This window comes from Streptomyces sp. NPDC034085 (assembly GCF_055575555.1).
Genome location: NZ_JBVISL010000010.1, coordinates 172,066 through 198,622, shown reverse-complemented (window position 1 = coordinate 198,622; position 26,557 = coordinate 172,066). Strand labels below are relative to the sequence as shown.

At 72.5% G+C, this 26,557-nt stretch carries 29 protein-coding genes; 12 read left to right on the top strand and 17 right to left on the bottom strand.

The window, feature by feature from the left end:
• Positions 1–45: 45 nt before the first annotated feature.
• Positions 46–393 carry a hypothetical protein gene (locus tag ACZ501_RS29100; protein ID WP_468799435.1) on the bottom strand — a complete coding sequence of 116 codons (348 nt, stop codon included), beginning with the start codon at positions 391–393 and terminating at the stop codon, positions 46–48.
• A gap of 314 nt (positions 394–707) precedes the next feature.
• Between ACZ501_RS29100 and ACZ501_RS29095 the strand changes: the two genes are divergently transcribed.
• The 5 genes from ACZ501_RS29095 to ACZ501_RS29075 all read left to right on the top strand — a co-directional run bounded on the left by ACZ501_RS29095 (position 708) and on the right by ACZ501_RS29075 (position 3,915).
• Positions 708–1,919 (top strand): sensor histidine kinase, encoded by a 1,212-nt coding sequence (locus ACZ501_RS29095; protein ID WP_468799433.1) that lies wholly within the window; start codon positions 708–710, stop codon positions 1,917–1,919.
• On the top strand, positions 1,910–2,554 hold the full coding sequence (locus tag ACZ501_RS29090) for a response regulator transcription factor (protein WP_361597040.1): 645 nt from the start codon (positions 1,910–1,912) through the stop codon (positions 2,552–2,554). Before ACZ501_RS29095 ends, ACZ501_RS29090 begins: the two co-directional genes overlap by 10 nt.
• Positions 2,555–2,559: 5 nt before the next feature.
• Positions 2,560–3,318: a DUF4097 family beta strand repeat-containing protein gene (locus tag ACZ501_RS29085; RefSeq protein WP_468799431.1), complete on the top strand. Its 759-nt coding sequence runs from the start codon at positions 2,560–2,562 to the stop codon at positions 3,316–3,318.
• A 125-nt stretch (positions 3,319–3,443) separates the two neighbouring features.
• Positions 3,444–3,581, top strand: coding sequence for a hypothetical protein (locus tag ACZ501_RS29080; protein ID WP_361597046.1), 138 nt, complete (start codon positions 3,444–3,446; stop codon positions 3,579–3,581).
• 64 nt (positions 3,582–3,645) lie between these two features.
• Positions 3,646–3,915: an ATP-binding protein gene (locus tag ACZ501_RS29075; RefSeq protein ID WP_361597049.1), complete on the top strand. Its 270-nt coding sequence runs from the start codon at positions 3,646–3,648 to the stop codon at positions 3,913–3,915.
• Positions 3,916–3,973: 58 nt separating this feature from the next.
• Here the strand turns inward: ACZ501_RS29075 and ACZ501_RS29070 are convergent, their stop codons facing one another.
• The 6 genes from ACZ501_RS29070 to argS all read right to left on the bottom strand — a co-directional run bounded on the left by ACZ501_RS29070 (position 3,974) and on the right by argS (position 8,826).
• Positions 3,974–4,771 carry a VOC family protein gene (locus ACZ501_RS29070; protein WP_361597193.1) on the bottom strand — a complete coding sequence of 266 codons (798 nt, stop codon included), beginning with the start codon at positions 4,769–4,771 and terminating at the stop codon, positions 3,974–3,976.
• Positions 4,772–4,976: 205 nt separating this feature from the next.
• Positions 4,977–5,141 carry a hypothetical protein gene (locus ACZ501_RS29065; RefSeq protein ID WP_468799429.1) on the bottom strand — a complete coding sequence of 55 codons (165 nt, stop codon included), beginning with the start codon at positions 5,139–5,141 and terminating at the stop codon, positions 4,977–4,979.
• Between the two features lie 121 nt (positions 5,142–5,262).
• Positions 5,263–5,709: a hypothetical protein gene (locus ACZ501_RS29060; protein WP_468799427.1), complete on the bottom strand. Its 447-nt coding sequence runs from the start codon at positions 5,707–5,709 to the stop codon at positions 5,263–5,265.
• Positions 5,706–6,215 (bottom strand): RNA polymerase sigma factor, encoded by a 510-nt coding sequence (locus ACZ501_RS29055; RefSeq protein WP_361597058.1) that lies wholly within the window; start codon positions 6,213–6,215, stop codon positions 5,706–5,708. Before ACZ501_RS29055 ends, ACZ501_RS29060 begins: the two co-directional genes overlap by 4 nt.
• Positions 6,212–6,643 (bottom strand): DUF3995 domain-containing protein, encoded by a 432-nt coding sequence (locus ACZ501_RS29050; protein WP_361597061.1) that lies wholly within the window; start codon positions 6,641–6,643, stop codon positions 6,212–6,214. The genes ACZ501_RS29055 and ACZ501_RS29050 overlap by 4 nt, the downstream gene beginning before the upstream one ends.
• 413 nt (positions 6,644–7,056) lie before the next feature.
• Positions 7,057–8,826 carry an arginine--tRNA ligase gene (gene argS, locus ACZ501_RS29045; RefSeq protein WP_468799425.1) on the bottom strand — a complete coding sequence of 590 codons (1,770 nt, stop codon included), beginning with the start codon at positions 8,824–8,826 and terminating at the stop codon, positions 7,057–7,059.
• Positions 8,827–9,005: 179 nt separating this feature from the next.
• Between argS and lysS the strand changes: the two genes are divergently transcribed.
• Positions 9,006–10,748: a lysine--tRNA ligase gene (gene lysS, locus ACZ501_RS29040; RefSeq protein WP_361597067.1), complete on the top strand. Its 1,743-nt coding sequence runs from the start codon at positions 9,006–9,008 to the stop codon at positions 10,746–10,748.
• 90 nt (positions 10,749–10,838) lie between these two features.
• Here lysS and ACZ501_RS29035 read toward each other — a convergent pair whose 3' ends face one another.
• The 3 genes from ACZ501_RS29035 to ACZ501_RS29025 all read right to left on the bottom strand — a co-directional run bounded on the left by ACZ501_RS29035 (position 10,839) and on the right by ACZ501_RS29025 (position 14,165).
• The gene (locus tag ACZ501_RS29035) at positions 10,839–12,203 is read right to left on the bottom strand and encodes a DUF2637 domain-containing protein (RefSeq protein ID WP_468799423.1); all 1,365 of its coding nucleotides are present in this window, start codon (positions 12,201–12,203) and stop codon (positions 10,839–10,841) included.
• Between the two features lie 106 nt (positions 12,204–12,309).
• Positions 12,310–13,104, bottom strand: a complete 795-nt coding sequence (locus ACZ501_RS29030; protein ID WP_468799421.1) for a DUF3558 family protein — start codon at positions 13,102–13,104, stop codon at positions 12,310–12,312.
• A 134-nt stretch (positions 13,105–13,238) separates the two neighbouring features.
• Complete coding sequence (locus ACZ501_RS29025) at positions 13,239–14,165, bottom strand: DUF3558 domain-containing protein (protein WP_468799419.1); 927 nt, start codon at positions 14,163–14,165, stop codon at positions 13,239–13,241.
• A 177-nt stretch (positions 14,166–14,342) separates the two neighbouring features.
• Here ACZ501_RS29025 and ACZ501_RS29020 point away from each other — a divergent pair, with 177 nt between their 5' ends.
• Positions 14,343–15,536, top strand: a complete 1,194-nt coding sequence (locus ACZ501_RS29020; RefSeq protein ID WP_362455752.1) for an RtcB family protein — start codon at positions 14,343–14,345, stop codon at positions 15,534–15,536.
• Between the two features lie 93 nt (positions 15,537–15,629).
• Here the strand turns inward: ACZ501_RS29020 and ACZ501_RS29015 are convergent, their stop codons facing one another.
• Together ACZ501_RS29015 and ACZ501_RS29010 are read right to left on the bottom strand one after the other, a co-directional pair.
• Positions 15,630–16,415 (bottom strand): hypothetical protein, encoded by a 786-nt coding sequence (locus ACZ501_RS29015; RefSeq protein ID WP_468799417.1) that lies wholly within the window; start codon positions 16,413–16,415, stop codon positions 15,630–15,632.
• 249 nt (positions 16,416–16,664) lie between these two features.
• The gene (locus tag ACZ501_RS29010) at positions 16,665–17,441 is read right to left on the bottom strand and encodes an SDR family oxidoreductase (RefSeq protein WP_361597085.1); all 777 of its coding nucleotides are present in this window, start codon (positions 17,439–17,441) and stop codon (positions 16,665–16,667) included.
• 316 nt (positions 17,442–17,757) lie between these two features.
• On the opposite strand from ACZ501_RS29010, the gene ACZ501_RS29005 reads away from it, so the two are divergent.
• Positions 17,758–18,231, top strand: a complete 474-nt coding sequence (locus ACZ501_RS29005; RefSeq protein WP_361597087.1) for a hypothetical protein — start codon at positions 17,758–17,760, stop codon at positions 18,229–18,231.
• Positions 18,232–18,247: 16 nt separating this feature from the next.
• Here ACZ501_RS29005 and ACZ501_RS29000 read toward each other — a convergent pair whose 3' ends face one another.
• The 3 genes from ACZ501_RS29000 to ACZ501_RS28990 all read right to left on the bottom strand — a co-directional run bounded on the left by ACZ501_RS29000 (position 18,248) and on the right by ACZ501_RS28990 (position 21,091).
• Positions 18,248–19,831: an FAD-dependent oxidoreductase gene (locus ACZ501_RS29000; protein WP_468799415.1), complete on the bottom strand. Its 1,584-nt coding sequence runs from the start codon at positions 19,829–19,831 to the stop codon at positions 18,248–18,250.
• A gap of 41 nt (positions 19,832–19,872) precedes the next feature.
• Positions 19,873–20,610: a Mut7-C RNAse domain-containing protein gene (locus ACZ501_RS28995; protein WP_361597093.1), complete on the bottom strand. Its 738-nt coding sequence runs from the start codon at positions 20,608–20,610 to the stop codon at positions 19,873–19,875.
• A gap of 64 nt (positions 20,611–20,674) precedes the next feature.
• Positions 20,675–21,091: a winged helix-turn-helix transcriptional regulator gene (locus ACZ501_RS28990; protein WP_361597096.1), complete on the bottom strand. Its 417-nt coding sequence runs from the start codon at positions 21,089–21,091 to the stop codon at positions 20,675–20,677.
• Between the two features lie 160 nt (positions 21,092–21,251).
• On the opposite strand from ACZ501_RS28990, the gene ACZ501_RS28985 reads away from it, so the two are divergent.
• Positions 21,252–22,154, top strand: coding sequence for an NADP-dependent oxidoreductase (locus ACZ501_RS28985; protein WP_361597196.1), 903 nt, complete (start codon positions 21,252–21,254; stop codon positions 22,152–22,154).
• A gap of 269 nt (positions 22,155–22,423) precedes the next feature.
• Here ACZ501_RS28985 and ACZ501_RS28980 read toward each other — a convergent pair whose 3' ends face one another.
• Positions 22,424–22,996, bottom strand: coding sequence for a TetR/AcrR family transcriptional regulator (locus ACZ501_RS28980; RefSeq protein WP_362455742.1), 573 nt, complete (start codon positions 22,994–22,996; stop codon positions 22,424–22,426).
• Positions 22,997–23,091: 95 nt separating this feature from the next.
• Between ACZ501_RS28980 and ACZ501_RS28975 the strand changes: the two genes are divergently transcribed.
• Entirely contained in the window at positions 23,092–23,694 is a 603-nt protein-coding gene (locus tag ACZ501_RS28975) for a DUF2867 domain-containing protein (RefSeq protein WP_468799413.1), read from the top strand.
• A gap of 54 nt (positions 23,695–23,748) precedes the next feature.
• Here ACZ501_RS28975 and ACZ501_RS28970 read toward each other — a convergent pair whose 3' ends face one another.
• Entirely contained in the window at positions 23,749–24,186 is a 438-nt protein-coding gene (locus ACZ501_RS28970; protein WP_007264729.1) for a hypothetical protein, read from the bottom strand.
• Between the two features lie 337 nt (positions 24,187–24,523).
• On the opposite strand from ACZ501_RS28970, the gene hemL reads away from it, so the two are divergent.
• Both hemL and ACZ501_RS28960 read left to right on the top strand, forming a co-directional pair.
• Positions 24,524–25,846, top strand: coding sequence for a glutamate-1-semialdehyde 2,1-aminomutase (gene hemL / locus ACZ501_RS28965; protein ID WP_362455739.1), 1,323 nt, complete (start codon positions 24,524–24,526; stop codon positions 25,844–25,846).
• Complete coding sequence (locus ACZ501_RS28960) at positions 25,843–26,517, top strand: histidine phosphatase family protein (RefSeq protein ID WP_361597108.1); 675 nt, start codon at positions 25,843–25,845, stop codon at positions 26,515–26,517. The genes hemL and ACZ501_RS28960 overlap by 4 nt, the downstream gene beginning before the upstream one ends.
• The last annotated feature ends 40 nt before the right edge of the window (positions 26,518–26,557 follow it).

Here is a 26,557-nt window from a genome sequence, read left to right as displayed (position 1 = left end):
CGGGGGAGGCGCCGCGGCACGGTGGGGGCGCCGTACTGCTGGTGCTCACCTGCCAGGTTCGTACGGCCGGCAGATCCGCGTCCGGCAGGCGCAGATGACTGCCGCGGCCACCCACAGCGTCGCCACAGCGCCGGGGTGGTCCACCAGCACCACGGACAGGCCGGACACCACCGCGACCAGCAACACCATCAAGGGCCAGTCCCGCTTTCGGTACCACCCGAGCCGCGCGGCGATAGCCGCGTCGAGGCTCTCGCCGAGGAGCTCGTCGAGAGCCTCGGCCACACGGTCGTCGACGAAGTCGCCGAAGCGGCCCTCCAAGAGAAGCGCATCGCCGCAGGACACCCGAGTGGTGGTCATCGACGTGCCCTCCGTCATCAACTGGTTCGCTGCCATGGCCACAACTCTGCCCGTCACAGCCTCCGCTGCCAGTCCTGCCTGCCCACGGACCGGCGGTGGGTTTTCCCTACCTCGAACTCGTGGGTTGTCCGCGTGCCGCTGACGCGGGCCACCCGCCTAGTGTTTGCGGAGTCCGCGGATGAATCGAGAAGCATGGGACCACGATGGACGAGTGCAGGAGTCGGGATGCCGGCCCCGACAGGGGGTGCGGGCCGGATCAGGTGACCGGGAAGCCGAATTCGCAGACGGGGACCGCGGGCCAGGTCCTGCCGCGCAACCCCGTGCGGGCCCTGAAATCGCCCCCCCTGTGGTTGGCGTCCGCGCACCTGGCCGCCGACGGCATATCCGCGCTCGTCGGCTTCGCGGTGCTGATGCTGCTGGTGACCGGCATCTGCCTGCTGCCGGTCGCCCTCATCGGCGCACCACTGGTGATCGCGGCGGCCTGGCTGCTGCACCGGCTCGCCGATGCCGAGCGCGACCGGTACGCCACCCTGTGCGGGCTGGAGATTCCCGCACAGCCGGCTCCGGAACTGTCCGTGAACCTGCTGCGGTCCACGCTCACCGTGCTGACCAGCCGCTCGACGTGGCGGCAGGTCTGCTACTTCGCGCTGCTGATCCCGGTGTCTGCCCTGAACGTGGTCGCGGTCGCCCTGGCCTGGGCCGGCCCGACGATGCTGGCCCTGCTGCCCTTCTACTACGCGGAGCTGCCCCTGGGACGGGCCGCGATCGGTCCGCTGAACATCGACAACACGGGCACGGCCCTGGCCGTCGCGGCGGTCGGAGTGCTTGCCGGCCTGACGGTGTCACCGGTGGTGGTACGCACCCTGCGGGCCCTGGACATCACCCTCGCCCGCACTCTGTTCGCCCCCTCCCGGGACGCCCGGCTCACCCAGCAGGTCGCGTACCTGACGGCCAGCCGGGCACGGGTGGTCGACGCCGCGGAGGCTGAGCGGCGGCGGATCGAGCGCGATCTGCACGACGGTGCGCAGCAGCGCCTCGTCGCCATGGCGATGACTCTGGGCCGGGCCAGCTCACGGCTCAAGGGCGCGGGACACCCCGAGACTGTGGAGCTGATCGAGAGTGCCCGCAGCGAAGCCCGCCAGGCCATCAACGAGCTGCGCGACCTGACCCGGGGACTGCACCCGCCGGTCCTCACCGACCGGGGGCTGGACGCCGCGCTGTCCGCGGTGGCCGCCCGTTCCCCGATCCCGGTCACGATCGCCGTCGATGCCGCACCGAGGCCGTCCACCACGGTCGAGGGCATCGCCTACTTCGTGGTGAGCGAGGCCCTGACCAACGTGGCCAAGCACGCCGCGGCGAGCACCGCCTGGGTGACGATCCGCCGTATCGACGACCGGCTGACGGTGACGATCGGCGACAACGGTATCGGCGGGGCGACCCTCGGGCGGGGCAGCGGCCTGAGCGGCCTCGCGGACCGGGTCTCCGGGGTCGACGGCAAGCTGACGGTCTCCAGCCCGGTCGGCGGGCCGACCCTCATCGAAGTGGACATGAAATGCGCGTAGTGATCGCCGAGGATTCCACGCTGCTGCGGCAGGGGATCGTGCTACTCCTGGAGGAGCAGGGCATCGAGGTAGTGGACGCGGTCGGCGACGGCGAAGCCCTGCTGAGATCCGTCGCCGAGCACCATCCCGACGTGTGCGTTGTCGACGTACGCATGCCACCCACCTTCGTCGACGAGGGTCTGCGCGCCGCACTGGTCATCCGCAACCGCTGGCCCGAGGTCGGCGTGCTCGTCCTCTCCCAGTACGTCGAGGAGAGCTACGCCATCGACCTGATCGCCGACGACACCCGAGGGGTCGGCTATCTGCTCAAGGACCGGGTCTCCGACGTCGACGACTTCGTCGACGCCCTGAAGCGGATCACGCTGGGGGACACCGTCCTCGACCCCGAGGTGGTCAAGCAGGTGCTGGCGCGCACCCGCAAGCGGGACCCGCTCGCCGCGCTGTCCCCCCGGGAGAAGGACGTCCTGTCAGGCATGGCCGAGGGCCGCTCGAACTCGGGGATCGCCGCACAACTGGTCATAGGTCCGGCCGCAGTCGAAAAACACATCAGCAACATTTTCGCGAAGTTCGGACTGCACCCGGAGGACGGCAAGAACCGCCGGGTCCGCGCAGTCCTGCGCTACTTGGGAGCTTGAAAGCAATGTCTTCTGTCAAGAGCCGGTTCATCATCAGCAGCGGCCTGATCGTCCTGCTCGTCGTCGTCGCCGTGGGCGCCTGGTCCGTGGTCAGCGTGATGAAAGGCCGTGACAGCTTCTCCGCAGCCGACCAGGCCGACGCGTCCGCCGCCACCCTGCTGAGCATCGACACCGCGAACGCGGGCGTCTCACTGAAGGCGAGCAACGACTCCTTCGTGCATGTCTCCGCCACCGGCAAGTACACCGGCAGCACCCCGCCAAAGCTGACGACCAGCACGGCCGGCGCGATCATCACCGTGTCCCAGTCGTGCTCCGGCGACTGCGACGATTTCCGTCTCGACATCTCGCTGCCGGAAAGGCTCGCGGTGAAGGTGACCACCGTCGACGGGGGGACCACCGCGCGAGGCCTCGCCGGCAGTCTCGACATCAGGACGCGTTCCGGGGGCATCGACCTCACCGACCTCTCCGGGCCGCTCTCCCTGAACAGCACCACCGGCCAGATCCATGTGGCCGGTGTCACGTCCGACCGGTTCGAGGCCACGACGACGGACGGCGAGGTCAGGGCCGCATTCCGCACTGCCCCCACAATGACGAACGTGACCACCGGCAACGGCGGTGTCGACCTCACCCTGCCTTCCTCCGGCTACTACATCCACGCCACCAGCGCCAACAGCAACCCCAAGATCGACATTCCGGTCGACCGCAAGGCCAACCACACCGTGACGGTGAAGACGAACGACGGCGGTATCGACATCCACCATTGATGGAGGCCATCCGGAATACGCCGGAAACAGGCAACAGGCGTGCCGTCAGGCGGTCACCCGCAGACGGCAATCGGCCGGGAACCGCGTGGGCGTGTTTCATAGGTGTCCACCTGCGCGACCAGGAGATGAGCCTGCGCGACATCGCCAAGCGGCTCGTCATCACCACCGGCACAAAGGAGGGCCAGCACCCCTCACCCGCCACCGTCATGCGGATGCTGCGCGAGCACGACGAGCAGATGGCCACGATGGAACCGGCGCGCTGACCTGCGGATCATTCCCTAGCGTTGTTTTTTCGGCGAGAACTACTGGGACCCCCGCCGGGACGACGTGGTGCTCTGCGTGAGCGAACTGGCCACCAACGCCCTGCGGTACGGGGTCCCGCGCGGCCGCGCGTATCGCCTCCGGCTGCTGAACTTCGGCTGCTGCGTCCGCGTGGAGCTGCACGACAGCGGGCCCGGGCTGTCGCGGATCTCGGCCGGGCCGCCCGGGAACGGGCTGCTGCTCGTCGCCGGAGTGGCGGACGGCTGGGGAGTCCTGCCCCGTCGGCCGGGAAAGGTCGTATGGGCGGAGTTCGGCCCGGGCGGCTGCCGCTACTGACGGGCGCGCCGCCCTGCGCGAGCGGGGCGGCGCGTTGTCCACAGTCCGGGGACGGGCGTCAGGCCGGCTGTTCCGGGGAGGACGCCGTGATGATCGAGAACGCGCCGCCCTGCGGGTCGGCGAGGACCGCCATGCGGCCCGCGACCATGTCGAAGGCCGGGGCCAGGACCGTCGCGCCGGCGCGGACGGCGGCCGCCTGGATGTCGTCCACGCTGTCCACGTGGAAGTACGGCTGCCAGTGCGGCGGTACGCCCGGCGGCAGCTTGCTCATGTCCATCATCCCGCCCACCGCCCGGCCGGCGACCTTGAACTCGACGTAGTCGTCGGCGCCGGCCATCTCGGAACGGGCCGTGGTGACGGGCAGGACGGAGGAGTAGAACGCGGAGGCGGCCGGGATGTCGCCGGTGGTGAGTTCGTTCCAGATCAGTGCGCCGTGCTCGTTGACGATGCCCGCGCCCTCGAAGGTCCCGGGCTGCCACAGGCCGACGACGGCGCCGGTCGGGTCGGCGACCAGGGCCATCCGCCCGAGGTCCATGACGTCCACCGGGCCCATCATGACGGTGCCGCCCGCGTCGGTGACGGACTTGAGCGTGGAGTCGATGCTGTCCGTGGACAGGTACGTGGTCCACACGGTCGGCGGCAGCGGGTCCGGCACCGTCCCGTCCGGGTTCATCGCCTTCATGATCCCCGCCACCGGCTTGCCCTTGAGGGTGCAGACGGAGTACCCGCCCTGCTCCGCCGGGCCGACCTCGCCCTGCCAGCCGAAGAGGTCGCAGTAGAAGTCGAGGGCGGCCTGCTGGTCGGGGACCATCAGGTCGATCCAGCACGGGGTGCCGGGCTTGTAGGGGCCGTTCATGTCGGGCACGGATGCCTCCGTCGGTGGCGCGGGGGAAGGACGGGCCAACCCCTACCCGGCCCCGGCGCCCGGAACCGGCCCGTACGGGTGACGTCCCGGCGCCCCGGCCGGGCGAGGCGGCCGACGCCGTGGCGAGGACGACCCGGGCGGGCCGCCCGGTCATGGCGGCTCCCGAGATCGATGGACCAGCGGCTGGTCAGCCCGCTCAGCACACGAAGCCCGTCACTGTGCCGTGGTTGTCAGGGGAGGTCAGGCCCCAGAAGAACAGCCCCACGAAGCCCGGCCTGATCTGCGGCCAGATCTCCCGGACTCCGGCCTTCGTCAGCCAGCCTTCCCCGTCCTCAGGGTCCTGCTCGTCCGCTGCCCCCATGCGAAGCCCGCCCCCTCGCTCGCCGACCGCCCTTGGCTTGGTATCCGGACCGCCGGAACATCACCCGGCCGGGTCGTCACACTCGACTTCACGCCCCCCTGATCGGAAGAGGAACGACTTCTCAGGCGCCGGACCGCCGTACGCGCACGTCCAGACGGCGGGCCGCCGCCTCCAGTTCCCGCAGCGTCCCGAACGGTACGACCGCCGCGCGCGCGGGGATCCGTACGCCCCCCGTCAGGGCGATGCGGGTGCCCAACCCGTCCAGGGCCGGGGCCGCCGCCAGCCCGGCGATCAGGAACCGGCTCTGCAGCCAGCACCAGCCGGGGCGGCGGAAGCCCCGCAGGTGGGCCCGGAAGCCGTACCTGCCGCGGGCCAGCGCCTCGATGCGCTCCCCGTCACAGCGCACCACGCGGATCCGCTCGAAGTCGGGCAGGAAGTCCAGGGCGGCCATCACCGGCCACACCTCCTCGAACGGGGCCGCCACCACGCGCTCGGCCACGCGGGCCCCGCGCACTGCGGCGGCCATCACGTGCAGACGTGCCACGGTGTCGATGTCGGTGCCGGTCATGCGGACCACGCCTTTCGGAAGCTGGAACGGGCCCGGTGCAGCCGGGACTTGGCGGTGCCGGCCGGGACACCGAGGACGGCCGCGGCGGCCTCCTCGTCCAGGCCCTCCACGTCCCGCAACACCAGCACCGCCCGGTGCGCGGGCGACAGCCGGGCCAGGACGTCCCCGATGTCGGCGGCCAGCTCGGGATCCCCTTGCGCCGGCACGTCCGCCGGCTCGGCGGGACGGACCCGGGCCGCGCGCTGCGCCGTGCGCACAGCCTCCCGCACCGCGATCGCCCGCACCCACCCGTACAGCGCCTCCGGCTCCCGCAGCGACCGCAGCGACGTGAACACCGCCAGCAGCGCCTCCTGCGCGGCGTCCGGACCGTCTCCGAGGGCGATCGGGGTGCAGATCCGGGCGATGTACGGGGCCAGGTGGTCGAGCAGCTCGTGCAGCGCGAGGGTGTTCCCCGCCCGGGCCGCCCGGGCCAGCGCCACCCCGCGGTCGCGTTCCCCCGGGCTCACCTGGCGCGCGCCAGCCGGGCCGCCGCCCAGCCGAAACCGAGGCAGGCGGGCGTGTACACGGCCAGGTTCAGGGCGTGGAAGGGGCTGCCCGGCGGACTTGCGAGGACGCCCGCCGCCCAGCCGAGGCCCGCCAGACCTCGTACGCCGAGCCCCACCGCCACCGCCCCGGTCACGGCCCGCGCGAGCCGGCCGCCGCGCCCGTACCCGTGCGCCAGGACCCCCGCCCCGGCGGTCAGCGTCAGCGCCGCCAGCGGCAGCACCACCCGCGGCCCGAAGGACACCTCCGCGCCGAGCACCGCCAGCGACAGCGCCCGCTCCCCGGACGCCGGCCAGGTCGCCCCGGTCGCCCAGTACAGGTGCGCCAGCCCGTCGGCCCCCAGCAGCCCCGCCACCGCGATCCCGGCCCGCCGTCGCGCCGTCCCGTCCATCCCCGCTCCCCTCACCGTGCCGCGCCCTGACACACCGAAGAGGCCCGGCCCCGGGGAGACGTTCCCTGTGAGGCCCATCACAAAGCGGCGGCTGGCGCAGGCCGTCCTACTGCCAGAACAGCTCGAAGACGGTCTCCCGGAGTTGCGGGAGGCCTCGTCGAGCGGCTTGCGGGCGGTCTCGACGTCGGTGGCGGACGCGGCCCGCGCTTCGATGGTCGGCCACGTGCCGGTCGAGTCCGGGGTCGCGTGCGAGGGCGTACCCGCCCCACCAGCGGGCCATGAACGCGGGCACGGGCCCGATGTCGGTTCCTCCTCGGATCGGACGCCTTCCGCCCTAGCCCTCCGGGTCGGGTCCGGGCCGGGAAACGCGACGGCCCCCGGTGCGGGTGCGCCGGGGGCCGTCGGGTGGGGCGTCAGAGCTTCTCGGGGGTGCGGATGCCGAGGAGGGACATGCCCTTGGTGAGGGTGCGGGCGGTCAGGTCGCACAGGAACAGGCGGTTCTCGACCTGCTCCGGGGTGTCGGCCTTCAGCACCGGGCACTCGGCGTAGAACGTCGTGTACAGCGACGCCAGCTGGTACAGGTACGCGGCCAGCTTGTGCGGGGCGTACTCGGCCGCGGCCTCCGCGATGAGCGCGCCGAAGCCGTCCAGGTGCAGGCCCAGGGCCCGCTCCGAGGCGGCCAGCTCCAGCTCGGGGTGGGCGGCCGGCCGGGCCTCGCCCGCCTTGCGCAGGATCGACTGGATGCGCGCGTACGCGTACTGGAGGTACACGGACGTGTCACCGGTCAGCGAGACCATCTGGTCCAGGTCGAACTTGTAGTCGCGCGAGGCGGAGGTGGAGAGGTCCGCGTACTTCACCGCGCCGATGCCCACCTGGGCGGCGCGCTCGGCGATCTCCTGCTCCGTGAGGTCCTGGGCCTTCTCGCGGACGACCGCGGCGGCCCGCTCGACCGCCTCGTCCAGCAGGTCGACCAGCCGGACCGTCTCGCCCTCACGGGTCTTGAACGGCTTGCCGTCCTTGCCGAGGACCGTGCCGAACGCCAGCTGAACGGCCTTGACGTCCTCGTTGAGCCAGCCGGCCCGGCGGGCCGTCTCGAAGACCATCTTGAAGTGCAGCGACTGCCGCGCGTCCACCACGTAGATCAGGGACGTGGCCGACAGGTCGGAGACGCGGTTGCGGATCGCGGAGAGGTCGGTGGCGGCGTAGCCGAAACCGCCGTCGGACTTCTGGACGATCAGCGGGGTCGGGTTGCCGTCCGGACCCTTGTACTCGTCGAAGAACACGCACAGCGCGCCGTTGGAGCGGACGGCGACGCCCGACTCCTCCAGCAGCTTGCAGGTCTCGACCAGCATGTCGTTGTAGCCGGACTCGCCGACGACGTCCGGGTCCTGGATGTCCATGTCCAGCTTGTTGAAGACCGAGTAGAAGTAGATCTTCGACTCGTCCACGAAACGCTGCCACAGGGCCAGGGTCTCCGGGTCGCCCGCCTGGAGGTCCACCACCCGGGCCCGGGCGCGCGTCTTGAACTCCTCGTCGGAGTCGAAGAGGGCGCGCGAAGCCTTGTAGAGGCGGTTGAGGTTGGACATCGCCTCTTCACCGGAGGCCTGGGGGTCCCCCTCGGCGGCCTTGTGGTCCAGCTCGTGCGGGTGCTCCAGCAGGTACTGGATCAGCATGCCGAACTGGGTGCCCCAGTCGCCGATGTGGTGGCGGCGGATCACCGTCTCACCCGTGAACTCCAGGATTTCCACCATCGCGGCGCCGATCACGGCGGACCGCAGGTGGCCGACGTGCATCTCCTTGGCCACGTTGGGCTGCGCGTAGTCGATCACGGTCGTGCCGGCGGACGCGTTGAGCGGCACGCCGAGCCGGTCGTCGGCGGCACGGGCGGCCAGGGTCTTGATGATCGCCTCGTCGGAGACGGTGATGTTGAGGAAGCCGGGGCCCGAGACCTCGACCTCCTTGATCACCCCGCCCTTGTCCAGGCCGTCGAGGACGGTGGCCGCCAGCTCGCGCGGGTTGGCCTTGGCCTTCTTCGCGAGCGCCAGGATGCCGTTGGCCTGGAAGTCGGCCCGGTCGCTTCGTCGCAGCAGCGGGTCGGCGGCACCGGCCTCCGGCAGGGCGGAGACGAGGGCGTCCGCGACGCGCTGTTCGACGGAGGAAGCGAGGGAAGGGACCGAGGCCATGAGCTGCCGTTCCTGTGAGGTTGCGCCTGAAGGTGCACTTGGGTGTTCCGACAAGTGCCGAGTATCCCACGCGGAGGGGCCCGGCCTCTCGGGATATCACTGTGCGGAAGCAACCCCGGAGCGGCAGCTTCCGTCTGGGAGAATGGCCGAAGCCAGCATTCGAGATAGAAGGACGTGTCGTGGCTCAGAGCGCCCAGAGCAGCAGCACAGAGACCGACTGGGTCTCCCGTTTCGCGGACGAGGTCATCGCCGAGGCGGAGCGCCGAGCCCCGGGCAAAGTGATCGTCGTCGCGTCCGGGCTCTCCCCCTCCGGCCCGATCCACCTCGGCAACCTGCGCGAGGTCATGACCCCGCACCTGGTCGCGGACGAGATCCGCCGCCGCGGCCACCAGGTCCGCCACCTCATCTCCTGGGACGACTACGACCGGTACCGCAAGGTCCCCAACGGCGTCCCCGGAGTCACCGAGGCGTCCCACGCCCAGCACATCGGCCGCCCGCTGACCGCCGTGCCCGCGCCCGAGGGGTCCCCGTACCCGAACTGGGCCGAGCACTTCAAGGCCGCCATGGTCGACTCCCTGGCCGAGCTGGGCGTCGAGTACGACCCGATCAGCCAGACCGAGCAGTACACCTCCGGCGCCTACCGCGAGCAGGTGCTGTTCGCGATGAAGCACCGCGCCGACATCGACGCCGTCCTCGACCAGTACCGCACCAAGCAGAAGCCGGGCGGCAAGAAGCCCCAGCAGAAGCAGGCCGACGCGGCCGAACTCGAGGCCGCGGAGGGCTCGGGCGCCGCCGCCGAGGACGACGGCAGCGCCGAGGGCGCGGAGTACTTCCCGTACAAGCCGTACTGCGGCGCGTGCAACAAGGACTTCACCAAGGTCACCGCCTACAACGACGAGACCACCGAGCTGACCTACGTCTGCACCGAGGACGAGTTCACCGAGACCGTCAAGCTCTCCGAGTTCAACCGCGGCAAGCTGGTCTGGAAGGTCGACTGGCCCATGCGCTGGGCGTACGAGGGCGTCGTCTTCGAGCCCTCGGGCGTCGACCACTCCTCGCCCGGCTCCTCCTTCCAGGTCGGCGGGCAGATCGTCGGCCTCTTCGGCGGCGAGCAGCCCATCGGCCCGATGTACGCCTTCGTCGGCATCTCGGGCATGGCGAAGATGTCCTCCAGCAAGGGCGGGGTCCCCACCCCGGCCGACGCGCTGAAGATCATGGAACCGCAGCTGCTGCGCTGGCTGTACGCGCGCCGCCGCCCCAACCAGTCCTTCAAGATCGCCTTCGACCAGGAGATCCAGCGCCTCTACGACGAGTGGGACAAGCTGGAGGCCAAGGTCGCCGACGGCACCGTCCTGCCGGCCGACGCCGCCGCGCACGCCCGCGCCGTCCGCGTCGCCTCCCACGAGCTGCCCCGCACCCCGCGTCCGATGCCGTACCGCACCCTCGCGTCGGTCGTCGACATCACCGCCGGGCACGACGAGCAGACCCTGCGGATCCTCTCCGACCTGGACCCCTCCCAGCCGCTGAGCTCCCTGGACGAGGTCCGGCCGCGCCTGGACCGCGCCGAGAACTGGATCACCACCCAGGTCCCGGCCGACCAGCGCACCCTCGTCCGCGAGGACGCCGACACCGAGCTGCTGTCCTCCCTGGACGACGCCGGGCGCGAGTCCCTGCGGCTGCTCCTGGAGGGCCTCGACTCGCACTGGTCCCTGGACGGGCTCACCACCCTCGTCTACGGCGTGCCGAAGGTGATGGCCGGCCTGGAGCCCGACGCCAAGCCGACGCCGGAGCTCAAGGTCGCCCAGCGCGAGTTCTTCGCCCTGCTCTACCGGCTGCTCGTGACCCGCGAGACCGGCCCGCGCCTGCCCACGCTGCTGCTCGCGGTGGGCGCGGAGCGGGTGCGCAAGCTGCTCGCCGCCTGACGCGGAGCGCCCGTACGGAAAAGGGCCCGCACCTCCGGTTCGCCGGGGGTGCGGGCCCTTTTCCGCGGTCGCGGCGCGCGGTCGCGCCGGTTACGGGATGTGCTCGTCCATCAGGTCGCGCTGGTAGCGCTCCTTCAGCCGGGGGATCAGCTGCTTGAGCTCGGCCGCGTCGCGCGAGTCCGCGATCCCGAGGCGGTCGGAGAGGCGCTCCTCCAGCTGCACGGGGCTCGGGACCTGGGCGTACTCCTCGATGTAGGCCCGGAAGACCTCGTACGCGGCCTCCCGGAACTTCTCCTCGTCGGCGTCGGAGAGGGCGTCGGCGGGCTCGGCCTGCTCGGCCTGCTCCTCCGGACCGGCCGGGGGCATGACCGGGATCGGCTCCAGGCCCTCGACGTACTGCGGGTTGTAGTCGCCCTCGTACGCCGCCTGCGGGGCGAGCGGCGCCGCGAACCAGGCGCTGTCGTGCGCCGCGGGCATGGCCGTCGGCTCCACCACGAAGGGCGCCGGGCCGTGCACGGGGCCGGGGGCGGGGGCGGCGAAGGGCGGCTGGGCCTGCGGGCCGGCTTGCCGGGGCAGCCCGGCGGGGGCCCGCGTACCGGTCTCGGGCTCCATGGGGGCGGTCTGCGCGGGTTCCGGCACGGATTCCTGCGCGGAGGCGTGCGCGGGTTCCTGCGCGGAGGCCGGAGCCGGGCCGGGGGCCGGCGCCGCCACCAGGGCGGGAGCGCCCGCCGAGCCCGCGGTGACCGCCGCCGGAGGCAGCAGCACCGGGTCGATGCCCGCGGCCGCCAGCCCCTCGGGCGCCGTCTGCGACAGCGGCACACCGATCCGGGCCAGGCGCAGCGGCATCAACGCCTCCACCGGCGCCTTGCGCCGCCACGCCCGCCCGTAACGGGCCTGGAGCCGCGCCTGGTAGATCAGCCGGTCCTGCTCCATGCCGACCGCCTGCTCGTAGGAGCGCAGCTCCCACAGCTTCATCCGGCGCCACAGCTTGAAGGTGGGCACCGGCGACAGGAGCCAGCGGGTGATCCGCACCCCCTCCATGTGCCGGTCCGCGGTGATGTCCGCGATCCGGCCCACCGCGTGCCGAGCCGCTTCGACCGTGACCACGAACAGCACCGGGATCACCGCGTGCATGCCCACGCCCAGCGGGTCCGGCCAGGCCGCCGCGCCGTTGAACGCGATGGTCGCCGCCGTCAGCAGCCACGCCGTCTGGCGCAGCAGGGGGAACGGGATGCGGATCCACGTCAGCAGCAGGTCCAGCGCCAGCAGCACGCAGATGCCCGCGTCGATGCCGATCGGGAACACCAGCGAGAAGCTGCCGAAGCCTTTCTTCAACGCCAGCGCGCGCACCGCGGAGTACGAACCCGCGAAACCGATGCCCGCGATGACCACGGCTCCGGCGACCACGACACCGATGAGAATCCGGTGCGTACGAGTCAGCTGCATCGCGGCCACGCGATCCCCTCCCCTTGCCTTGTCGAGCTACGGCAGGCACAGCGTACGGGTGACTGCGCGTCACCCGTGCCGTAGGCCCCCTCCTGTCGGCGGGTCTGCTGCCGGGCTACTGCTGGGGCGAGGCCGACGCGGAAGCGGAAGCCGAAGCGGAACCGGACGGAGCCGCACCCTGGTCGGTGTTGGCGGAGGCGACCGAGGCAACCGTCTCCTTGGCCGCGGAGATCGCGTCCTGGAGCAGCTTGCCCTGGTCCGGCGCACCGGCGCCCTCGTAGGCGGCACCGTTGAAGTCGAGGGTCACCACCACGTTCTGCGTGCGGACGACGACCGTGTTGTTGAAGAAGTCGACGTCCTTCTTCACGCCGTAGGCCACCGTGGTGCCCTGGTCGCCGACCCCGCCGGCCTGCTCCACCTTGACGTCGTGCGCGCCCTCGGAGGCCTTCGCCAGCTCGATCTGCTTGTTGTACTGGTCTTCCGCACGCTTGTTGCCGCTGCCGAGGGAGGCGTGCGAGTCGTAACGGACCAGGGAGACGGACAGCCAGCGGTACTGCGAACCCTTCGCACCGTCGGTGTCCAGGCCGTTCCAGGAGCAGCTGGCGCGGTTCGAGAGGTCGTTGGACTTCGCCGCCGTGCCGTTCTTGTCCTTCGCCTCGGGGACGAGCGACTCGACGGTCTTGCCGGCCAGCGCCTTGCAGGGGTCGGGCAGCTTCGCGAAGGCCACCTTCTCCAGCGGGGCCGACGGCTTCGTGCTCGGCTTGGCGGACGCGGAGGAATCGGACTTCTTGCCGGAGTCCGAGCCGCCCGAGGACTTGCCCGAGTCGGACGAGCAGCCGGCGACGGCGAGGATCACCGGGACGGCTGCGCAGGCGAGAACGCGGGTGAGGCGCGAGGCTGATCGGTGCATGTTTCCTTCAGACGTTGGGGGCTTCTGCGGGGCGCGTTACGGGCGCGGGACCCGAGCAACGGTAGCCCGACCGGGCGCCCGGCTGCTGTGCGCGCCGTCACGGGGGGCGTGCGCGCCCCCCGTGGGGGGCGCTGTCACTGGTTGAAACGCTCGGCCAGGGCCTGCGCCAACTGACGTGCCCTGTCCTGCGTTTCCGCACTCGGGGGGACCGTGCCCGGGCCGGACGGCTGCACGCTGTACTCGACGGTGACCAGGACGTTGGAGGTGCGGAAGACGATCCGCACGGTCCGGGCCTGGGCGGCGGTCGCGCCGGCCGCGGCGAGCTTGTCGTCGAGGAAGGCCTCGTTGCCGAGCCCCTCCAGGACGCGCGAGCCGAGCTCGGGCGGGGTACTGGGGGAGGCCGGCGCGGAAGCCGGAGCGGAACCCGAACCGGAAGCGGCCGGGGCAGGCGTGCCACTGCCGCCCGGAAGGCCGGCGGGGCTCGCGCCGGGCCCCGTGGCGGAGCCTGTGGCGGGGGCGCCGCCCGGGGTCGGGCCGGTCGTCGGGCCGCCCGTCGGGCTGGCCGTCGGGCTGGCCGTCGGGCCGGTCGGGCCGGGGAAGGGCAGGTGCGCGTCGGTCAGCCGGCGCACGTACACCTGGCGCGCCTTGTCGTCGTCGCTCGTCGTGGCACGGTCGTAGGAGACGACGCGCTCGAAGGTGACCGACAGCAGCAGCGTCCCCTCGGGGGTCTGCGCGTTCCACCGGCAGCCGACGTGCCGGTCACCGTCGTACGAGGCCTCCGCGGTCCCGGCGTAGAGCTGGTCGCGCTGTTCGGTGGTCAGGGAGTCGACGGCCGGGAGCATGGCCCGGAGCCGCTTGGGGTCGGCGGCCTTGCAGGGCTGCGGCAGGCTGCGGTACTTGCCGGGCTGCGCGGGCACGGCGGTGTTCCCGCCGCCCTTGGGGTCGCCGGCCCCGGTGCCGCTGCTGTCGGTGCACCCGGCGAGCCCGGCCGTGCCGGCCACGAGCGCGGTGAGCATCGCGATGCCCGGCAGGACTCGGCGACGTACCGGCGATCGGTCCACGTCCACTGGCTCCCCTGGCTCCTTCGGGAAATTCCGTTGCCGCGACTCGGGCACGGATGGACACAATGTCTATCGCACACGCTGGTGCCGGCGCCGGTTCCCTGTCTGCTTTGGGGCTATGAGCGCGGCTTTTCGCGTATTCATACTTTTCTGTGGATTTCAGGGGATTCTTGTCTTATGTCGTACGTAGAGGTACCAGGGGCGAACGTCCCGATCCGGATGTGGGCGGACCCGGCGTCCGTCGAGGACAGCGCGATGCGGCAGCTCCAGAACACGGCCGGGCTGCCGTGGATCAAGGGCCTGGCCGTGATGCCGGACGTGCACTACGGCAAGGGCGCCACGGTGGGCTCGGTCATCGCCATGAAGGACGCGGTCTGCCCGGCCGCGGTCGGCGTGGACATCGGCTGCGGCATGTCCGCGGTCAAGACCTCCCTGACGGCGAACGACCTCCCCGGCGACCTGTCCAAGCTGCGCTCGCGCATCGAGCAGGCGATCCCGGTGGGCGCGGGCATGCACCGCGAGGCGGTGGACCCGGGGCGGCTGTACGGCTTCTCGGAGGAGGGGTACTCCGACCTCTGGGAGCGCTTCGACTACCTCGCGGACGCGGTCAAGTTCCGGCGGGACCGGGCACTGCGGCAAACCGGGACATTGGGCTCCGGTAATCACTTCGTAGAGATTTCAATCGATATGTCGGGAGAAGTGTGGCTCATGCTGCACTCGGGCTCCCGCGGTATCGGCAACGAGCTCGCCGCGCACCACATCGGCGTGGCGCGGGGACTGTCGCACAACCAGAACCTGGTCGACCGGGACCTGGCGGTCTTCCTCGCGGCGACCCCGGAGATGGAGGCGTACCGCAGCGACCTCTTCTGGGCGCAGGAGTACGCGAAGTACAACCGCGCCGCCATGATGTGCCTGCTCAAGGAAGTCATCCGCAAGGAGTTCCGGAAGGCCAAGGTCTCCTTCGAGCGGGAGATCAGCTGCCACCACAACTACGTGGCGGAGGAGCGGTACGACGGAATGGACCTGCTGGTCACCCGGAAGGGCGCGATCCGCGCCGGCAGCGGTGACTACGGGATCATCCCGGGCTCGATGGGCACGGGGTCGTACATCGTGAAGGGGCTCGGCAACGAGAAGTCCTTCAACTCCGCCTCGCACGGAGCGGGCCGCAGGATGAGCCGGACGGCGGCGAAGAAGCGGTTCACGACCCGCGACCTGGCGGAGCAGACCCAGGGCGTGGAGTGCCGCAAGGACTCGGGCGTCGTGGACGAGATCCCGGGCGCGTACAAGTCGATCGAGCAGGTCATCGACCAGCAGACGGACCTGGTGCAGGTCGTGGCGAAGCTCAAGGCCGTCGTCTGCGTGAAGGGCTGAAGCGCTGAAGCCCTGAAGGCCCGAGGGGGCACCGCCGTGGCGGTGCCCCCCTCGGTCGCCCGTCTGCCGGTGTGGCGTCAGCGGGCAGGGGTGCTAGCTGATCTTCGAGAGGCCCTTGTCGATGTGGGGGGCGCTGCTCGGCTTCAGCGGGGTGTGCTTCTTCTTGGTGGGCGGCGGCGGGACCTGTCCCGGCTGGGGGTTCGCCGGGGTCCAGACGACCGGGGTCGGGCAGTCGAGCCGGTCCGGCTCGCCCCGGACCACCGCGCACTCGGTCTCGTAGACGGTTCCGGATGCGGTGAGCACCTCGACGATGACCCGGTTGGCGGTCTCTGCGATCGTGACGCCGCAGGGGTTGGCCGGGAACGTCGGGGAGCCCGTGGTGAGGTTGTACCAGGTGTAGGCCGGGGTGGTCGGGTTGGCCGCGTTGAAGTCGTAGACACCCGCCCACACGATGCCGTTGGGGCCCAGTACGGCCTTGTACTTGACTTCTTCCTCGTCCCACGAGGTGGAGATGTCCACGCAGGGCCCGGGCGGCCCGGGGGTGCCGGGGGCGCCGTCGCGGCCGTCACGGCCGTCACGGCCGTCGCGCCCGGGAGGCCCGGGAGGGCCGACCCGGCCTTCGCACTTGTCCTTGTGCGGGTTGGCCTTGGCGCCCTTGACGGCGGGGTCGTAGTCGTCGTCGTCCCTGCAGTCGTCGCCGCCGCCCTGCGCGCTCGCGGCGGCCACCGCGGCCGCCTGCGGCGCACCGGTGTCGGCCTGCGCGGGGGTGGCGAGGCCGAGCATCGCGATGGCCATCGAAGCCACCGCACCGCCGGCGAGCCATCTGGTCTGCCGGGGCAGCGGGCCCATGGGGGACGGTGTCCTTGTCTCAGGACTCATGTGTGGTGCTCCTCGTGGAACCGGAGGGTCTGACCCTGGGGGGTCGACCTCGAGGTCTGGCGACCTCGATCTGCATGGTTCGGCCGCCGGGTCCCGTACGGCGTGAGGCGCGAGGTCCGATCATCTGATCGGCGGCACATATGGCGCCGATCGGCCGAGCCGGGGGCCCGGCGGGGTCGCGGCGGGTGAGGGACGCGGCGAGGGCCGCCGGCTGGCGCCGGCGGCCCTCATGTCGCTCCGCAGGGCCGACTAGAGCTCGCGGTGCACCTTCGTGTTCGAGGCCTGGGCGCGGGGGCGGACCACCAGGAGGTCGATGTTGACGTGGCTGGGGCGGGTCACCGCCCAGGTGATGGTGTCGGCCACGTCGTCGGCGGAGAGGGGCTGCGCCACGCCCTCGTAGACCTTCTCGGCCTTGGCGGAGTCGCCGCGGAAGCGGGTCTTCGCGAACTCCTCGGTCTTGACCATGCCGGGGGCGATCTCGATGACGCGGACGGGCTGGCCCACGATCTCCAGGCGGAGGGTCTCGGCGAGGACGCGGGCGCCGTTCTTGGCGGCAACGTAGCCCGCGCCGCCCTCGTACGTGGCGTGGCCGGCGGTGGAGGAGAGCACGACGACCGTGCCGTCGCCGGAGGCGGTGAGGGCGGGCAGCAGCGCCTGGGTGAGGTTGAGGGTGCCGATGACGTTGACCTCGTACATCGTGCGCCAGTCGGCGGGGTCGCCGGTGGCGACGGGCTCGGCGCCGATGGCGCCGCCGGCGTTGTTGACGAGGACGTCGACGGAGGGGAAGCGTTCCAGGGAGGCGGCGAAGGCGTCGACGGCGGGGCGGTCGGTGACGTCGAGGGCGTGGGCGGTGGCCTCGTGGCCGGCCTCGGTGATCTCGGCGGCGAGGGCCTCGATGCGGTCCTTGCGGCGGGCGGTGAGGACGACGTGGTAGCCGGCCGCGGCGAGCTGCCGGGCGGTGGCCGCGCCGATTCCGCTGCTCGCGCCGGTGACTACGGCGGTTCGGGTGGCCGGGCGCGTGCTCATGGGCGGGGCTCCTCGTGGGGTCGCGTGGTCGCGGGGGTCGCGGGTCGCGTGGTCGCGGGGGTCGCCCGCCGGTTCGGTCGTTCGTACGGGCGAATGCCCGCCAGCATAGGCCGGGTCGGCGGCGCGGCGCGTACGTGATCACGGCTGCTGCGGCGGGGGTGAGGGGCGCGGTGGCGGTGATCGGCCTGGTCCGCGGCCTGCGCCGGGGCCGGGTGCCGGGGGCGGGGCGAATGGCGGAGGGCTTGCCCTCATTCGTGTGATGGTCCGATCGGCGGCTGGGCGGGGTGGCTACCGTCCGCGCGAGGAGGTGGTGGCGGTGCGCCGTGGTGCCGTACGGAGTGTGGTGGTGGCGGGCTTGCTGGTGCTGTGCGGGGCCGGGCCGGCGGAGGCCCGGTCCGGCCCCGGGGCGGAGGCGGATGTGGCGTACCACGGGCGGGTCCGGCTGTCCCACGGGCAGCTGAAGCTGTGGATGGTGCCGCGGAACGAGGGCCCGTCCGCGGTGCCGGACGCGACGGTGCGGGTGCGGCTGTCGGCGGACCTCGCCGACCGGCCCGAGCTGGACGAGGGGTGCGCGCGGGTGGGCCGGCGGGAGGTCGTGTGCGAGACGGGCGCGCTGCCGGAGCACGGGCAGGGCCGGCACATCGCGCTGCTGCTGGGGCTGCGGGAGCGGCCGGCGGAGGTCGCGGTGCGGATCGACACCCTGTGGGACGGCGGCGCGACCGACCGCAACCACGCCAATGACGAGCACGTGGTGCTGGCCCTGGACACGGGCGACACGTACGCCTTCTGAGGCCTGTCGGAGGCTGCTACGCCTTCCGGGGTCGTCCTCCCGGGAGCAGCCAGCGGGCGACGGCGGCGGCGGTCTCGGCGTCGTCGGCCGCGGGGGCGCTCCAGGCGACGTAGCCGTCGGGGCGTACGAGGACGCGGGCGGTACGCCCCTGCGTGGCCCAGTGGTGGTGCGTGAGGGGTGTTCCGGGCGGGGTGGCCGCGCCGGGCGGGGTGATGAGGACGAAGCCGCCGGCGCGCAGGGCCTCGTACAGCCGCGTTCCGTCGGCGAGGGGGAGGTCGGGGGCGCGCCGGCCGGCGGGGGTGGGGCGCCGGGTGCCGGGTGGGGGCGGGTAGGCGATGCCGATGCCGGAGACCAGGCCGAGCGCGCGGTCCTGGGCGGGGCCGAGGCGGGCGAGGAGGCCGGCGCCGAGGCGGCGGGCGGTGCGTCGGGCGGGGGTGCCGGCGGTGACGGCGCGGACGAGGGCGCCGCTGGCGCGCAGGACGAGGCGGCCGACGGGGTGGCGTTCGCGGTGGTAGCTGTCGAGGAGGGCTTCGGGGTCGGGGGCCTGGCCGTGCAGGACGGCGGCGAGTTTCCAGGAGAGGTTGGCGGCGTCCTGGAGCCCGGTGTTCATGCCGAGGCCGCCGGCGGGGGAGTGGACGTGCGCGGCGTCGCCGGCGAGGAAGACGCGGCCGGCGCGGTAGTGGGGGACCTGGCGTTCGTCGCTGTGGAAGCGGGACATCCAGCGCGGGTCGTGCATGCCGTGGTCGCTGCCGAGGGCGGCACGGGTGAGGGCGCGCAGTTCGTCGAGGGAGGTGGGGTCCGTGTCGGCGGCCCGGGCGTCGGGGCTCCAGGCGATGGCGCGGTACCAGCCGTCGCCGAAGGGGACGAGGAAGGCGAAGGCGTCGGCGGTGCCGTTGGCGGTGAGGGTGTCCTCGGGCGGGTCGGTGAGGCGGACGTCGGCCAGGATCATGGAGCGGACGACGGCCTGGCCGGGGAAGGGGAGGCCGAGGCGGTCGCGGACGGTGGAGCGGACGCCGTCGGTGCCGACGACGTGGCGCGCGTGGATCTGGCGGGGGCGGCCGTCGGGGCCGGGGCCGTGGTCCTCGGGGCCGGGGCCCTCGGGGCCGTGGTCTTCCGGGTCGGCCTTCTCCGTGTCCTGGACGTCGAGGGTGACCGTCTCGTGGTCCTGGCGGAGGCCGGTGACCTGGCAGTCGTATTGGATGACCGTCCCTGTGGACAGTGCGCGGCGCTCCAGCAGTTTCTCTGTCTCATATTGAGGGGTGATGAGCACGAAGGGGTAGCGGCTACGCAGCCGTCGGAGGGAGAGGGCCATGGAACCGAAGGGGCGCAGCAGGTCGATCCGCCGGCCGGTGGAGACGAGTTCGTCGGCGAGGCCGCGCGCGTCGAGCAGTTCGAGGGTGCGGGCGTGGACGGCGAAGGCGCGGGTGAGGTTGGCGGCCGTGCGGGGCCGCTTCTCCAGGAGGGTGACGGAGAGTCCGGCGGCGGCGAGGTCGCCGGCGAGCAGGAGTCCCGTGGGTCCCGCGCCGACGACGGCCACGTCGAAGACGTCGGTGGTGCCGGTGTCGCCGGATGCTCCGGTGGTGTCCTCAGCGGCAGTCATGCTCCAGGAGTCTGCCAGCCGGGGGCGGCCGCCGCAGGGCGCTACACCGGGGCGCCGTTGCCGAATTCGGCCAGGGCGTCGTCCACGATCCGTTCCAGGCGCGAGTGGTGGGCGCCGCGCCAGTAGACGCGTTCGCAGTCGGTGCACTGCGCGAAGACGTCGTACGAGCGCTGCGTGCCGTGTTCCAGCCGGTCGCCGACGCTGTCCTTGTCCGCTTCCCGGAGCGGGCCGTTGCAGGCCGTGCAGCGGGTCCAGGGGGTGAGCTCGGGTGCGAACCGGCTGAGTACGTCCCGCAGTTGCTCGTCCGGGTTGTCGCTGTAGACGTACGCGCCGGCGAAGATCTCGCGGCGGCGCAGCAGGCCGCGGTCGCGGGAGAGCAGGACGCGCTGCTCGGCGGCGGAGCGGGTGGCGAGGGCGGGGTCGCCGATGTCCTCGTTCTCGTAGGCGGCGTCGACGCCGAGCAGGCGCAGCCGGCGGGCGAGGGTGCCGAGGTGGACGTCGAGGAGGAAGCGCAGGGGGGCGCCGGCGATCCGCTGGGGCCGGTCCACGCCGAACACCTCTACCGTCTGGCCCGCTTGGGGCACGTACGAGACGGGGACCTCCTGGCCGTCGACGACCAGGCGGCCCACCTCGGTGAGGGGGACGCCCGCGGATTCGACGACGTGTCCGATGCTGGAGGCGCCGTCGGTGGCGGTCGGTACGCGGTCCGCGCGCCGGCTGGGCGGGGCGAAGAGGCGCAGTTCGGGGGCGAGGGTGAGCTGAATGCCGGGACCGTTCACGGTCCCAGCATGCCATCGGGGGCCCGGCGGCGCCGCCGAATTCGGTGGTTCCGGGTGGAGGGGGTCAGGTGGTGGCTGTGGCCTGGTCGTAGGCCTCGCGGTGGGCACTGACCTCGTCGAAGTGGTTCTCGGCCCACTTCTTGACGGAGGAGAGGAGGCAGCCGAGGCTGCCGCCGAGTTCGGTGAGGCGGTAGTCGACGCGGACGGGGACGGTCGGGGTGACGGTGCGGGTGACGATGCCGTCGCGTTCGAGGGAGCGGAGGGTCTGGGTGAGCATCTTCTGGCTCACGCCGGGGATTTTGCGGCCCAGTTCGCTGTAGCGCATGGAGCCGGTTTCGGCCTCGCCGAGGGCGCTGAGGACGAGGCCGACCCACTTGTCGCTGATGCGGGCGAGGAGCTGGGTGGTGGGGCAGTCCCTGACGAAGGCGTCGTAGGCGGCGCGGGCCTCTTCGCGCAGGGCGGCGGCGGTGCGGGTGGCCATGGTTGCCCACTTCCGGGTCGGGTACGCACTCCCAAGTGCGTACTTTCGAAAAGAGAGTACCTCTCCCTAGGTTAGTGGTCATCGGGAACGGCTGACCGGGACCGAACGAGACCTGACGAACGGGGAGAGAGACATGAGCGAGCAGCAGCGGACCCGCGGCATGCGGGCAGCGGTGGTCACCACCTTCGGCGGGCCGGAGCGGGTGGAGCTGGCCGAGGTGGCGGTTCCCCAGCCGGCGGCCGGCCAGGTCCGCGTCCGGGTCCGGGCGGCCGGGCTGAACCCGGTGGACGGCGCTGTCCGCGCCGGCGTCTTCGGCGGGGCCGGACAGCGGCTCGGGCTCGGCTGGGACGTGGCGGGCGAGATCGACGCGGTCGGCCCCGGAGTGGACGGCTGGACGGAGGGCCGCAGGGTGGTCGGGCTGCACTACGGCCCGGTGAAGCCGCTCGGGACGCACGCCGAGTACGTGGTGCTGGACGCCTCCGCGGTGGCGGCGGCCCCCGCATCGGTGGACGACACGGCCGCGGCGGCGCTCCCGCTGAGCGGGCTGACCGCCGCCCGTGCGGTGGACCTGCTGGGGCTCGCCCCGGGCGACTCGGTCCTGATCACCGGCGCGGCCGGTGTGGTCGGCGGCCTCGCGGTCCAGCTGGCCGCGCGGGCGGGCCTGGTGGTGACGGCCCTCGCGGGCGAGGGGGACGAGGAGTTCGTACGCTCCCTGGGCGCGGCCGGGTTCGTGCCGCGCGGGTCGGCTCCGGCGGAGCCGGTCGACGGGGTCCTGGACGCGGCGGTGCTGGGGGAGGCGGCGCTGGGCTTCGTCCGCGACGGCGGTGCGTACGTGGGCCTGATCCCGGGCGCGGCGCCGGCCGCGGAGCGGGGGATCCGGGTGGAGGAGCAGGAGGTCGCCCCGGACGGCGCCCTGCTGGCCCGGCTGTCCGCCCTGGTCGACGCCGGCGCGCTGACGCTCCGCGTGGCGGGCACCTTCGACCTCTCCGAGGCCGCCAAGGCCCACACGGCCCTCGCCACCCCGGGCACCCGAGGCCGCCTGATCCTGACCGTGTCCCCCTGAAGGCGCCGCTCCCACCGCTCAGCGCCGGCGCGCTTCCCGGGCTTCGCGCCGCTGCGCCGGACTCCGTCCGTCGACCGGCCGGGCGGGGTCACGGGCCGGGGCGGGTGCCGACGGTCGCCTACGGGTGGCGTGCCGCTGCGCGGGGTCCGGGGCGGAGTCCCGGGGAACGGTGGAAGGGCGGGTAGGGGATCTCCGGCTCCGCGCAGCGCCACACCGCCCGCACCGGGGCCCGGTGGCTCGCCGTCCGGCGGGTGGGGGTGTGCGAGGGGTTACGGCGGTGGGGGGCGGAGGAGCCAGTGGCGGGTGAGGGCCAGCATGTCGGCGGGGCTGCGTCCGCCGTGGTCGACGGCGATGAACCGGCCGCCGATCCGCAGGGAGAACGCCATCAGGCAGCGGACCTCCACGTCGTCCGGGTCCGGGCAGAACGCGCCGAACAGCTCCCGCAGGTAGTCCATCCTCCGGTTGTCGACACGGCGCAGCCGCGCCGCGACGGCCGCGTCGCGCCGGGCCCAGTCGCGGACCGCCAGGTCGACCGCCGTCCCCCGCACCGGCCCGTCGGCCGACTCCTCGACGATGGTGAACAGCCGCTCCAGCTTGGCCCGCGCGTCACCGCCCGCGCCCTCGGTCTGCTGGATCACCCCGTCCGCGACCTCGTGTTCCCACGTGTCGAGCATCTCCTCCAGCAGCGCGTCGCGGTTGCGGAAGTACCCGTAGAAGCCGCCCTTGCTGACGCCGAGCGCCTGCGCCAGCGCCTCGACGCGGACGGCGTCCGGGCCGCCGGCGGCGAGGGCGCGCAGGCCCTGCTCGATCCACTTGCCGCGGGGCGTGCGGGCGGTGGCCATGGTGTGTCTCCCGTCACGTGCCGATGATCTGTACGGGTGCGTACAGACCGGTCTAGCCTCATCTATACGGCATCGTATAGATGGAGGGGCACGCCATGAAACTCCCCAGTTCCGCCCACACCTCCCGGCCCTGGCGGATCCACGAGATCGCAGGCGACTTCCAGCTCGAGGACGTGTGGGCCCTGCCCACCCCGGGCGGCCCGGACGACCTCGCGCGGCTGGTGGCCCAGTTCGCGCAGGGCCCCAGCCAGACCTCCGGGATCTCCGCCCCCGCCTACCGGATCCTCTTCGCCGTCCGCTGGAAGCTCGGCGCGCTGCTCGGCTGGGACAAGCCCGGCGACGGCGTCGGCGGCCGGGTGCGCTCGCTGCGGGAGCGGCTGCCGGCGGACCTCGCCGAGGGGCCGCAGGGCCCCGACCTCCAGGCGCTCCCCTTCACCTCCGTCTACCAGACGCACGACGAATGGGCCGCGGAGATGGGCAACAAGACTGTGCACGGGATCATGCACATCGGCTGGGTGCCGGACGGGCGGGGCGGCCACCGCGGCCAGATGGCCGTCCTGGTCAAACCCAACGGGCTGCTCGGCCTCGTGTACATGGCCGCCATCAAGCCCTTCCGCTACCTGGGTGTGTATCCGGCGCTGGTCAAGGCGATCGGCCGCCAGTGGCAGGAGAACGCCGCCGCGCGCGACGCGGCCTGACGCAACGCCCCGACCTGACGCCCCGGCCTGACGCCCCGGCCGGCACTGCCCGCCTCAGGGCCAGACGAGGCAGTACGCCTGGTGGCCGTTCTCGTGGAGGCGGTGGGAGAAGTCCTGCCATTCGTGCAGCAGCTGGTAGACGTTGAAGGCGTCGCGCGGGCCGCCCCGGTCGGGCACCGTCGACCAGATGAACGCGGCCGCTCCCACCGACTCCTCGCCCACCCCGCGCAGCGGGTCGACCACCGTCATGGGCAGCTTGACCACCGCGTAGTCGGGGTGCAGGACGACCAGTTCCAGCGGGGGCACCTTGTGCAGCGGTATGCCCTCGATGCCGGTCAGGACCATCGCGGCCATCGTCTCCGGCTTGATCTTGGTGAACATGCCGCCCATGCCGAGCTCGTCGCCGCCCAGCTCCTCGGGCCGCATCGTCTGCGGCACCCGCGCGGCCGTCGCGCCGTCGGGGGCGCCGAAGTACTTGTACGTCACTCCCATACCGCGGCCCTTGGGCAGGCCGCCGGTGTCGTCCGCGTCGTCCGCCGCCGCGTCGGCCTCGCCGCCCGGCGCACGGGGCAGCCCCGGTACGGGATCGACGGCCTCGGCGCCGCGCCGCCGGTGCCTGCCGCGTCGGCGGGCTTCGCGGGCGCGCTGCGGGTCGAGGCCGTCCGTACCCTCGCCCGGTCCACCACCGCGTTGCATATCTCCACCCGACACGTATTGCCTGCCCCGGCCCCGCGGCCCCCGCCACGCAGCCTGATCATCATGGCAGTGACCTCCCCCGCGGCGGCGCGGTGAAACGCCCGTCCGCAAGTCTGTCGCGGCCTCTGAGACCATGGCTGGTGTGAGCTACCCGTACCCGTATGAAGCCCCAGTTTCGCAGACGCTCTTCGAGCGCGCGTCCCTCGTGACCCCCGGCGGCGTGAACTCTCCCGTACGCGCCTTCCGTGCCGTGGGCGGTACGCCCCGGTTCATGGTGTCCGGTACCGGTCCCTACCTGACCGATGCCGACGGGCGTGAGTACGTCGACCTGGTCTGCTCGTGGGGGCCGATGATTCTCGGCCACTCCCACCCCGAGGTGATCGAGGCGGTGCAGGCGGCCGTCGCCCGCGGCACCTCCTTCGGCACGCCGGGTGAGGGCGAGGTCGCCCTCGCCGAGGAGATCGTGGCCCGTATCGAGCCCGTCGAGCAGGTGCGCCTGGTGTCCTCGGGCACCGAGGCGACCATGTCGGCGATCCGGCTGGCCCGGGGCTTCACCGGCCGCGCCAAGGTCGTGAAGTTCGCCGGCTGCTACCACGGACACGTCGACGCGCTGCTGGCCGCCGCCGGTTCCGGCCTGGCCACCTTCGCCCTGCCCGACACCCCCGGGGTGACGGGCGCGCAGGCCGGCGACACGATCGTGCTCCCCTACAACGACCTCGACGCCGTCCGGGCCGCCTTCGCCGCGCACCCCGGCGAGATCGCCTGCGTGATCACGGAGGCCGCGCCGGGCAACATGGGCGTCGTCACCCCCGGCGAGGGCTTCAACCAGGGCCTGGCCGACCTGTGCCGCGAGAACGGCGCGCTGTACATCTCGGACGAGGTGATGACCGGATTCCGTACCTCCCGCGCCGGCTGGTACGGGGTGGACGGGGTCAAGCCCGACCTGATGACCTTCGGCAAGGTCATGGGCGGCGGCTTCCCGGCGGCGGCGTTCGGCGGCCGCGCGGACGTCATGGGGCACCTGGCCCCGGCCGGCCCCGTCTACCAGGCGGGCACGCTCTCCGGCAACCCGGTCGCCACCGCCGCCGGCCTCGCGCAGCTGCGGCTGCTGGACGGGGCGGCGTACGACAAGGTCGACGCGGTCTCGAAGGAGATCCAGGGCCTGGTGACGGCGGCGCTGAGCAAGGAGGGCGTGGCGCACCGGCTGCAGACCGCCTCCAACATGTTCTCGGTGTTCTTCACCGCGGACCCGGTCCGCAACTACGACGACGCGAAGAAGCAGGAAGGGTTCCGCTTCAACGCGTTCTTCCACTCGATGCTGTCGCAGGGCGTCTACCTGCCGCCGTCGGCGTTCGAGTCCTGGTTCGTGTCCACCGCTCACGACGAGCGGGCCGTCGAGCGCGTCGCGGCCGCGCTGCCGGCCGCCGCGCGTGCCGCCGCGGAGGCGAGCGCATGAGCGACATCACCGTCGTCCACGTGATGCGGCACGGCGAAGTGCACAACCCGGACGGGGTCCTGTACGGGCGCCGCTCCGGCTACCACCTCTCCGAGCTGGGCCGGCAGATGGCCGACCGGGTCGCCGAGCACCTCCAGGGCCGGGACGTCACGTACGTGGTGGCCTCGCCGCTGGAGCGGGCGCAGGAGACGGCCGCGCCGATCGCGAAGGTGCACGGCCTGGAACTGGCCACCGACGGCCGGCTGATCGAGGCCGGCAACGTCTTCGAGGGCAAGACCTTCGGCGTCGGTGACGGGGCGCTGCGCAAGCCGGGCAACTGGAAGCACCTGACGAACCCGTTCAAGCCGTCGTGGGGCGAGCCGTACGTCGAGCAGGTCGTACGGATGATGAGCGCGATCGAGGCGGCGAGGGACGCGGCGCGCGGGCACGAGGCGGTGGCGGTCAGCCACCAGCTGCCGATCTGGATCGTACGGAGCTTCGCGGAGCGGCGGCGGCTGTGGCACGACCCGCGGCGGCGGCAGTGCACGCTGGCGTCGCTGACGTCGTTCACGTACCAGGGCGACAAGCTGGTGTCGGTCGGGTACAGCGAGCCGGCGCGGGACCTGGTGCCGGCGCATCTGCTGGCGGGCGCCAAGCCGGTGAAGGGCAAGTCGAAGGCCTTCGGGGCGTAGCCCCGGGCCCCGGACTCGGAGGGGCCGTCCCGGGGGCGGG

Excerpts from the sequence above, each read along its gene's own strand:
- ACZ501_RS29100 (WP_468799435.1), bottom strand. The coding sequence starts at position 393 with ATGGCAGCGAACCAGTTGATGACGGAGGGCACGTCGATGACCACCACT.
- ACZ501_RS29090 (WP_361597040.1), top strand. The coding sequence starts at position 1,910 with ATGCGCGTAGTGATCGCCGAGGATTCCACGCTGCTGCGGCAGGGGATC.
- ACZ501_RS29085 (WP_468799431.1), top strand. The coding sequence starts at position 2,560 with ATGTCTTCTGTCAAGAGCCGGTTCATCATCAGCAGCGGCCTGATCGTC.
- ACZ501_RS29080 (WP_361597046.1), top strand. The coding sequence starts at position 3,444 with ATGAGCCTGCGCGACATCGCCAAGCGGCTCGTCATCACCACCGGCACA.
- ACZ501_RS29070 (WP_361597193.1), bottom strand. The coding sequence starts at position 4,771 with ATGAACGGCCCCTACAAGCCCGGCACCCCGTGCTGGATCGACCTGATG.
- ACZ501_RS29065 (WP_468799429.1), bottom strand. The coding sequence starts at position 5,141 with ATGGGGGCAGCGGACGAGCAGGACCCTGAGGACGGGGAAGGCTGGCTG.
- ACZ501_RS29060 (WP_468799427.1), bottom strand. The coding sequence starts at position 5,709 with ATGACCGGCACCGACATCGACACCGTGGCACGTCTGCACGTGATGGCC.
- ACZ501_RS29050 (WP_361597061.1), bottom strand. The coding sequence starts at position 6,643 with ATGGACGGGACGGCGCGACGGCGGGCCGGGATCGCGGTGGCGGGGCTG.
- argS (WP_468799425.1), bottom strand. The coding sequence starts at position 8,826 with ATGGCCTCGGTCCCTTCCCTCGCTTCCTCCGTCGAACAGCGCGTCGCG.
- ACZ501_RS29030 (WP_468799421.1), bottom strand. The coding sequence starts at position 13,104 with ATGCACCGATCAGCCTCGCGCCTCACCCGCGTTCTCGCCTGCGCAGCC.
- ACZ501_RS29020 (WP_362455752.1), top strand. The coding sequence starts at position 14,343 with ATGTCGTACGTAGAGGTACCAGGGGCGAACGTCCCGATCCGGATGTGG.
- ACZ501_RS29015 (WP_468799417.1), bottom strand. The coding sequence starts at position 16,415 with ATGAGTCCTGAGACAAGGACACCGTCCCCCATGGGCCCGCTGCCCCGG.
- ACZ501_RS29010 (WP_361597085.1), bottom strand. The coding sequence starts at position 17,441 with ATGAGCACGCGCCCGGCCACCCGAACCGCCGTAGTCACCGGCGCGAGC.
- ACZ501_RS29000 (WP_468799415.1), bottom strand. The coding sequence starts at position 19,831 with ATGACTGCCGCTGAGGACACCACCGGAGCATCCGGCGACACCGGCACC.
- ACZ501_RS28990 (WP_361597096.1), bottom strand. The coding sequence starts at position 21,091 with ATGGCCACCCGCACCGCCGCCGCCCTGCGCGAAGAGGCCCGCGCCGCC.
- ACZ501_RS28985 (WP_361597196.1), top strand. The coding sequence starts at position 21,252 with ATGCGGGCAGCGGTGGTCACCACCTTCGGCGGGCCGGAGCGGGTGGAG.
- ACZ501_RS28980 (WP_362455742.1), bottom strand. The coding sequence starts at position 22,996 with ATGGCCACCGCCCGCACGCCCCGCGGCAAGTGGATCGAGCAGGGCCTG.
- ACZ501_RS28975 (WP_468799413.1), top strand. The coding sequence starts at position 23,092 with ATGAAACTCCCCAGTTCCGCCCACACCTCCCGGCCCTGGCGGATCCAC.
- ACZ501_RS28970 (WP_007264729.1), bottom strand. The coding sequence starts at position 24,186 with ATGGGAGTGACGTACAAGTACTTCGGCGCCCCCGACGGCGCGACGGCC.
- hemL (WP_362455739.1), top strand. The coding sequence starts at position 24,524 with ATGGCTGGTGTGAGCTACCCGTACCCGTATGAAGCCCCAGTTTCGCAG.
- ACZ501_RS28960 (WP_361597108.1), top strand. The coding sequence starts at position 25,843 with ATGAGCGACATCACCGTCGTCCACGTGATGCGGCACGGCGAAGTGCAC.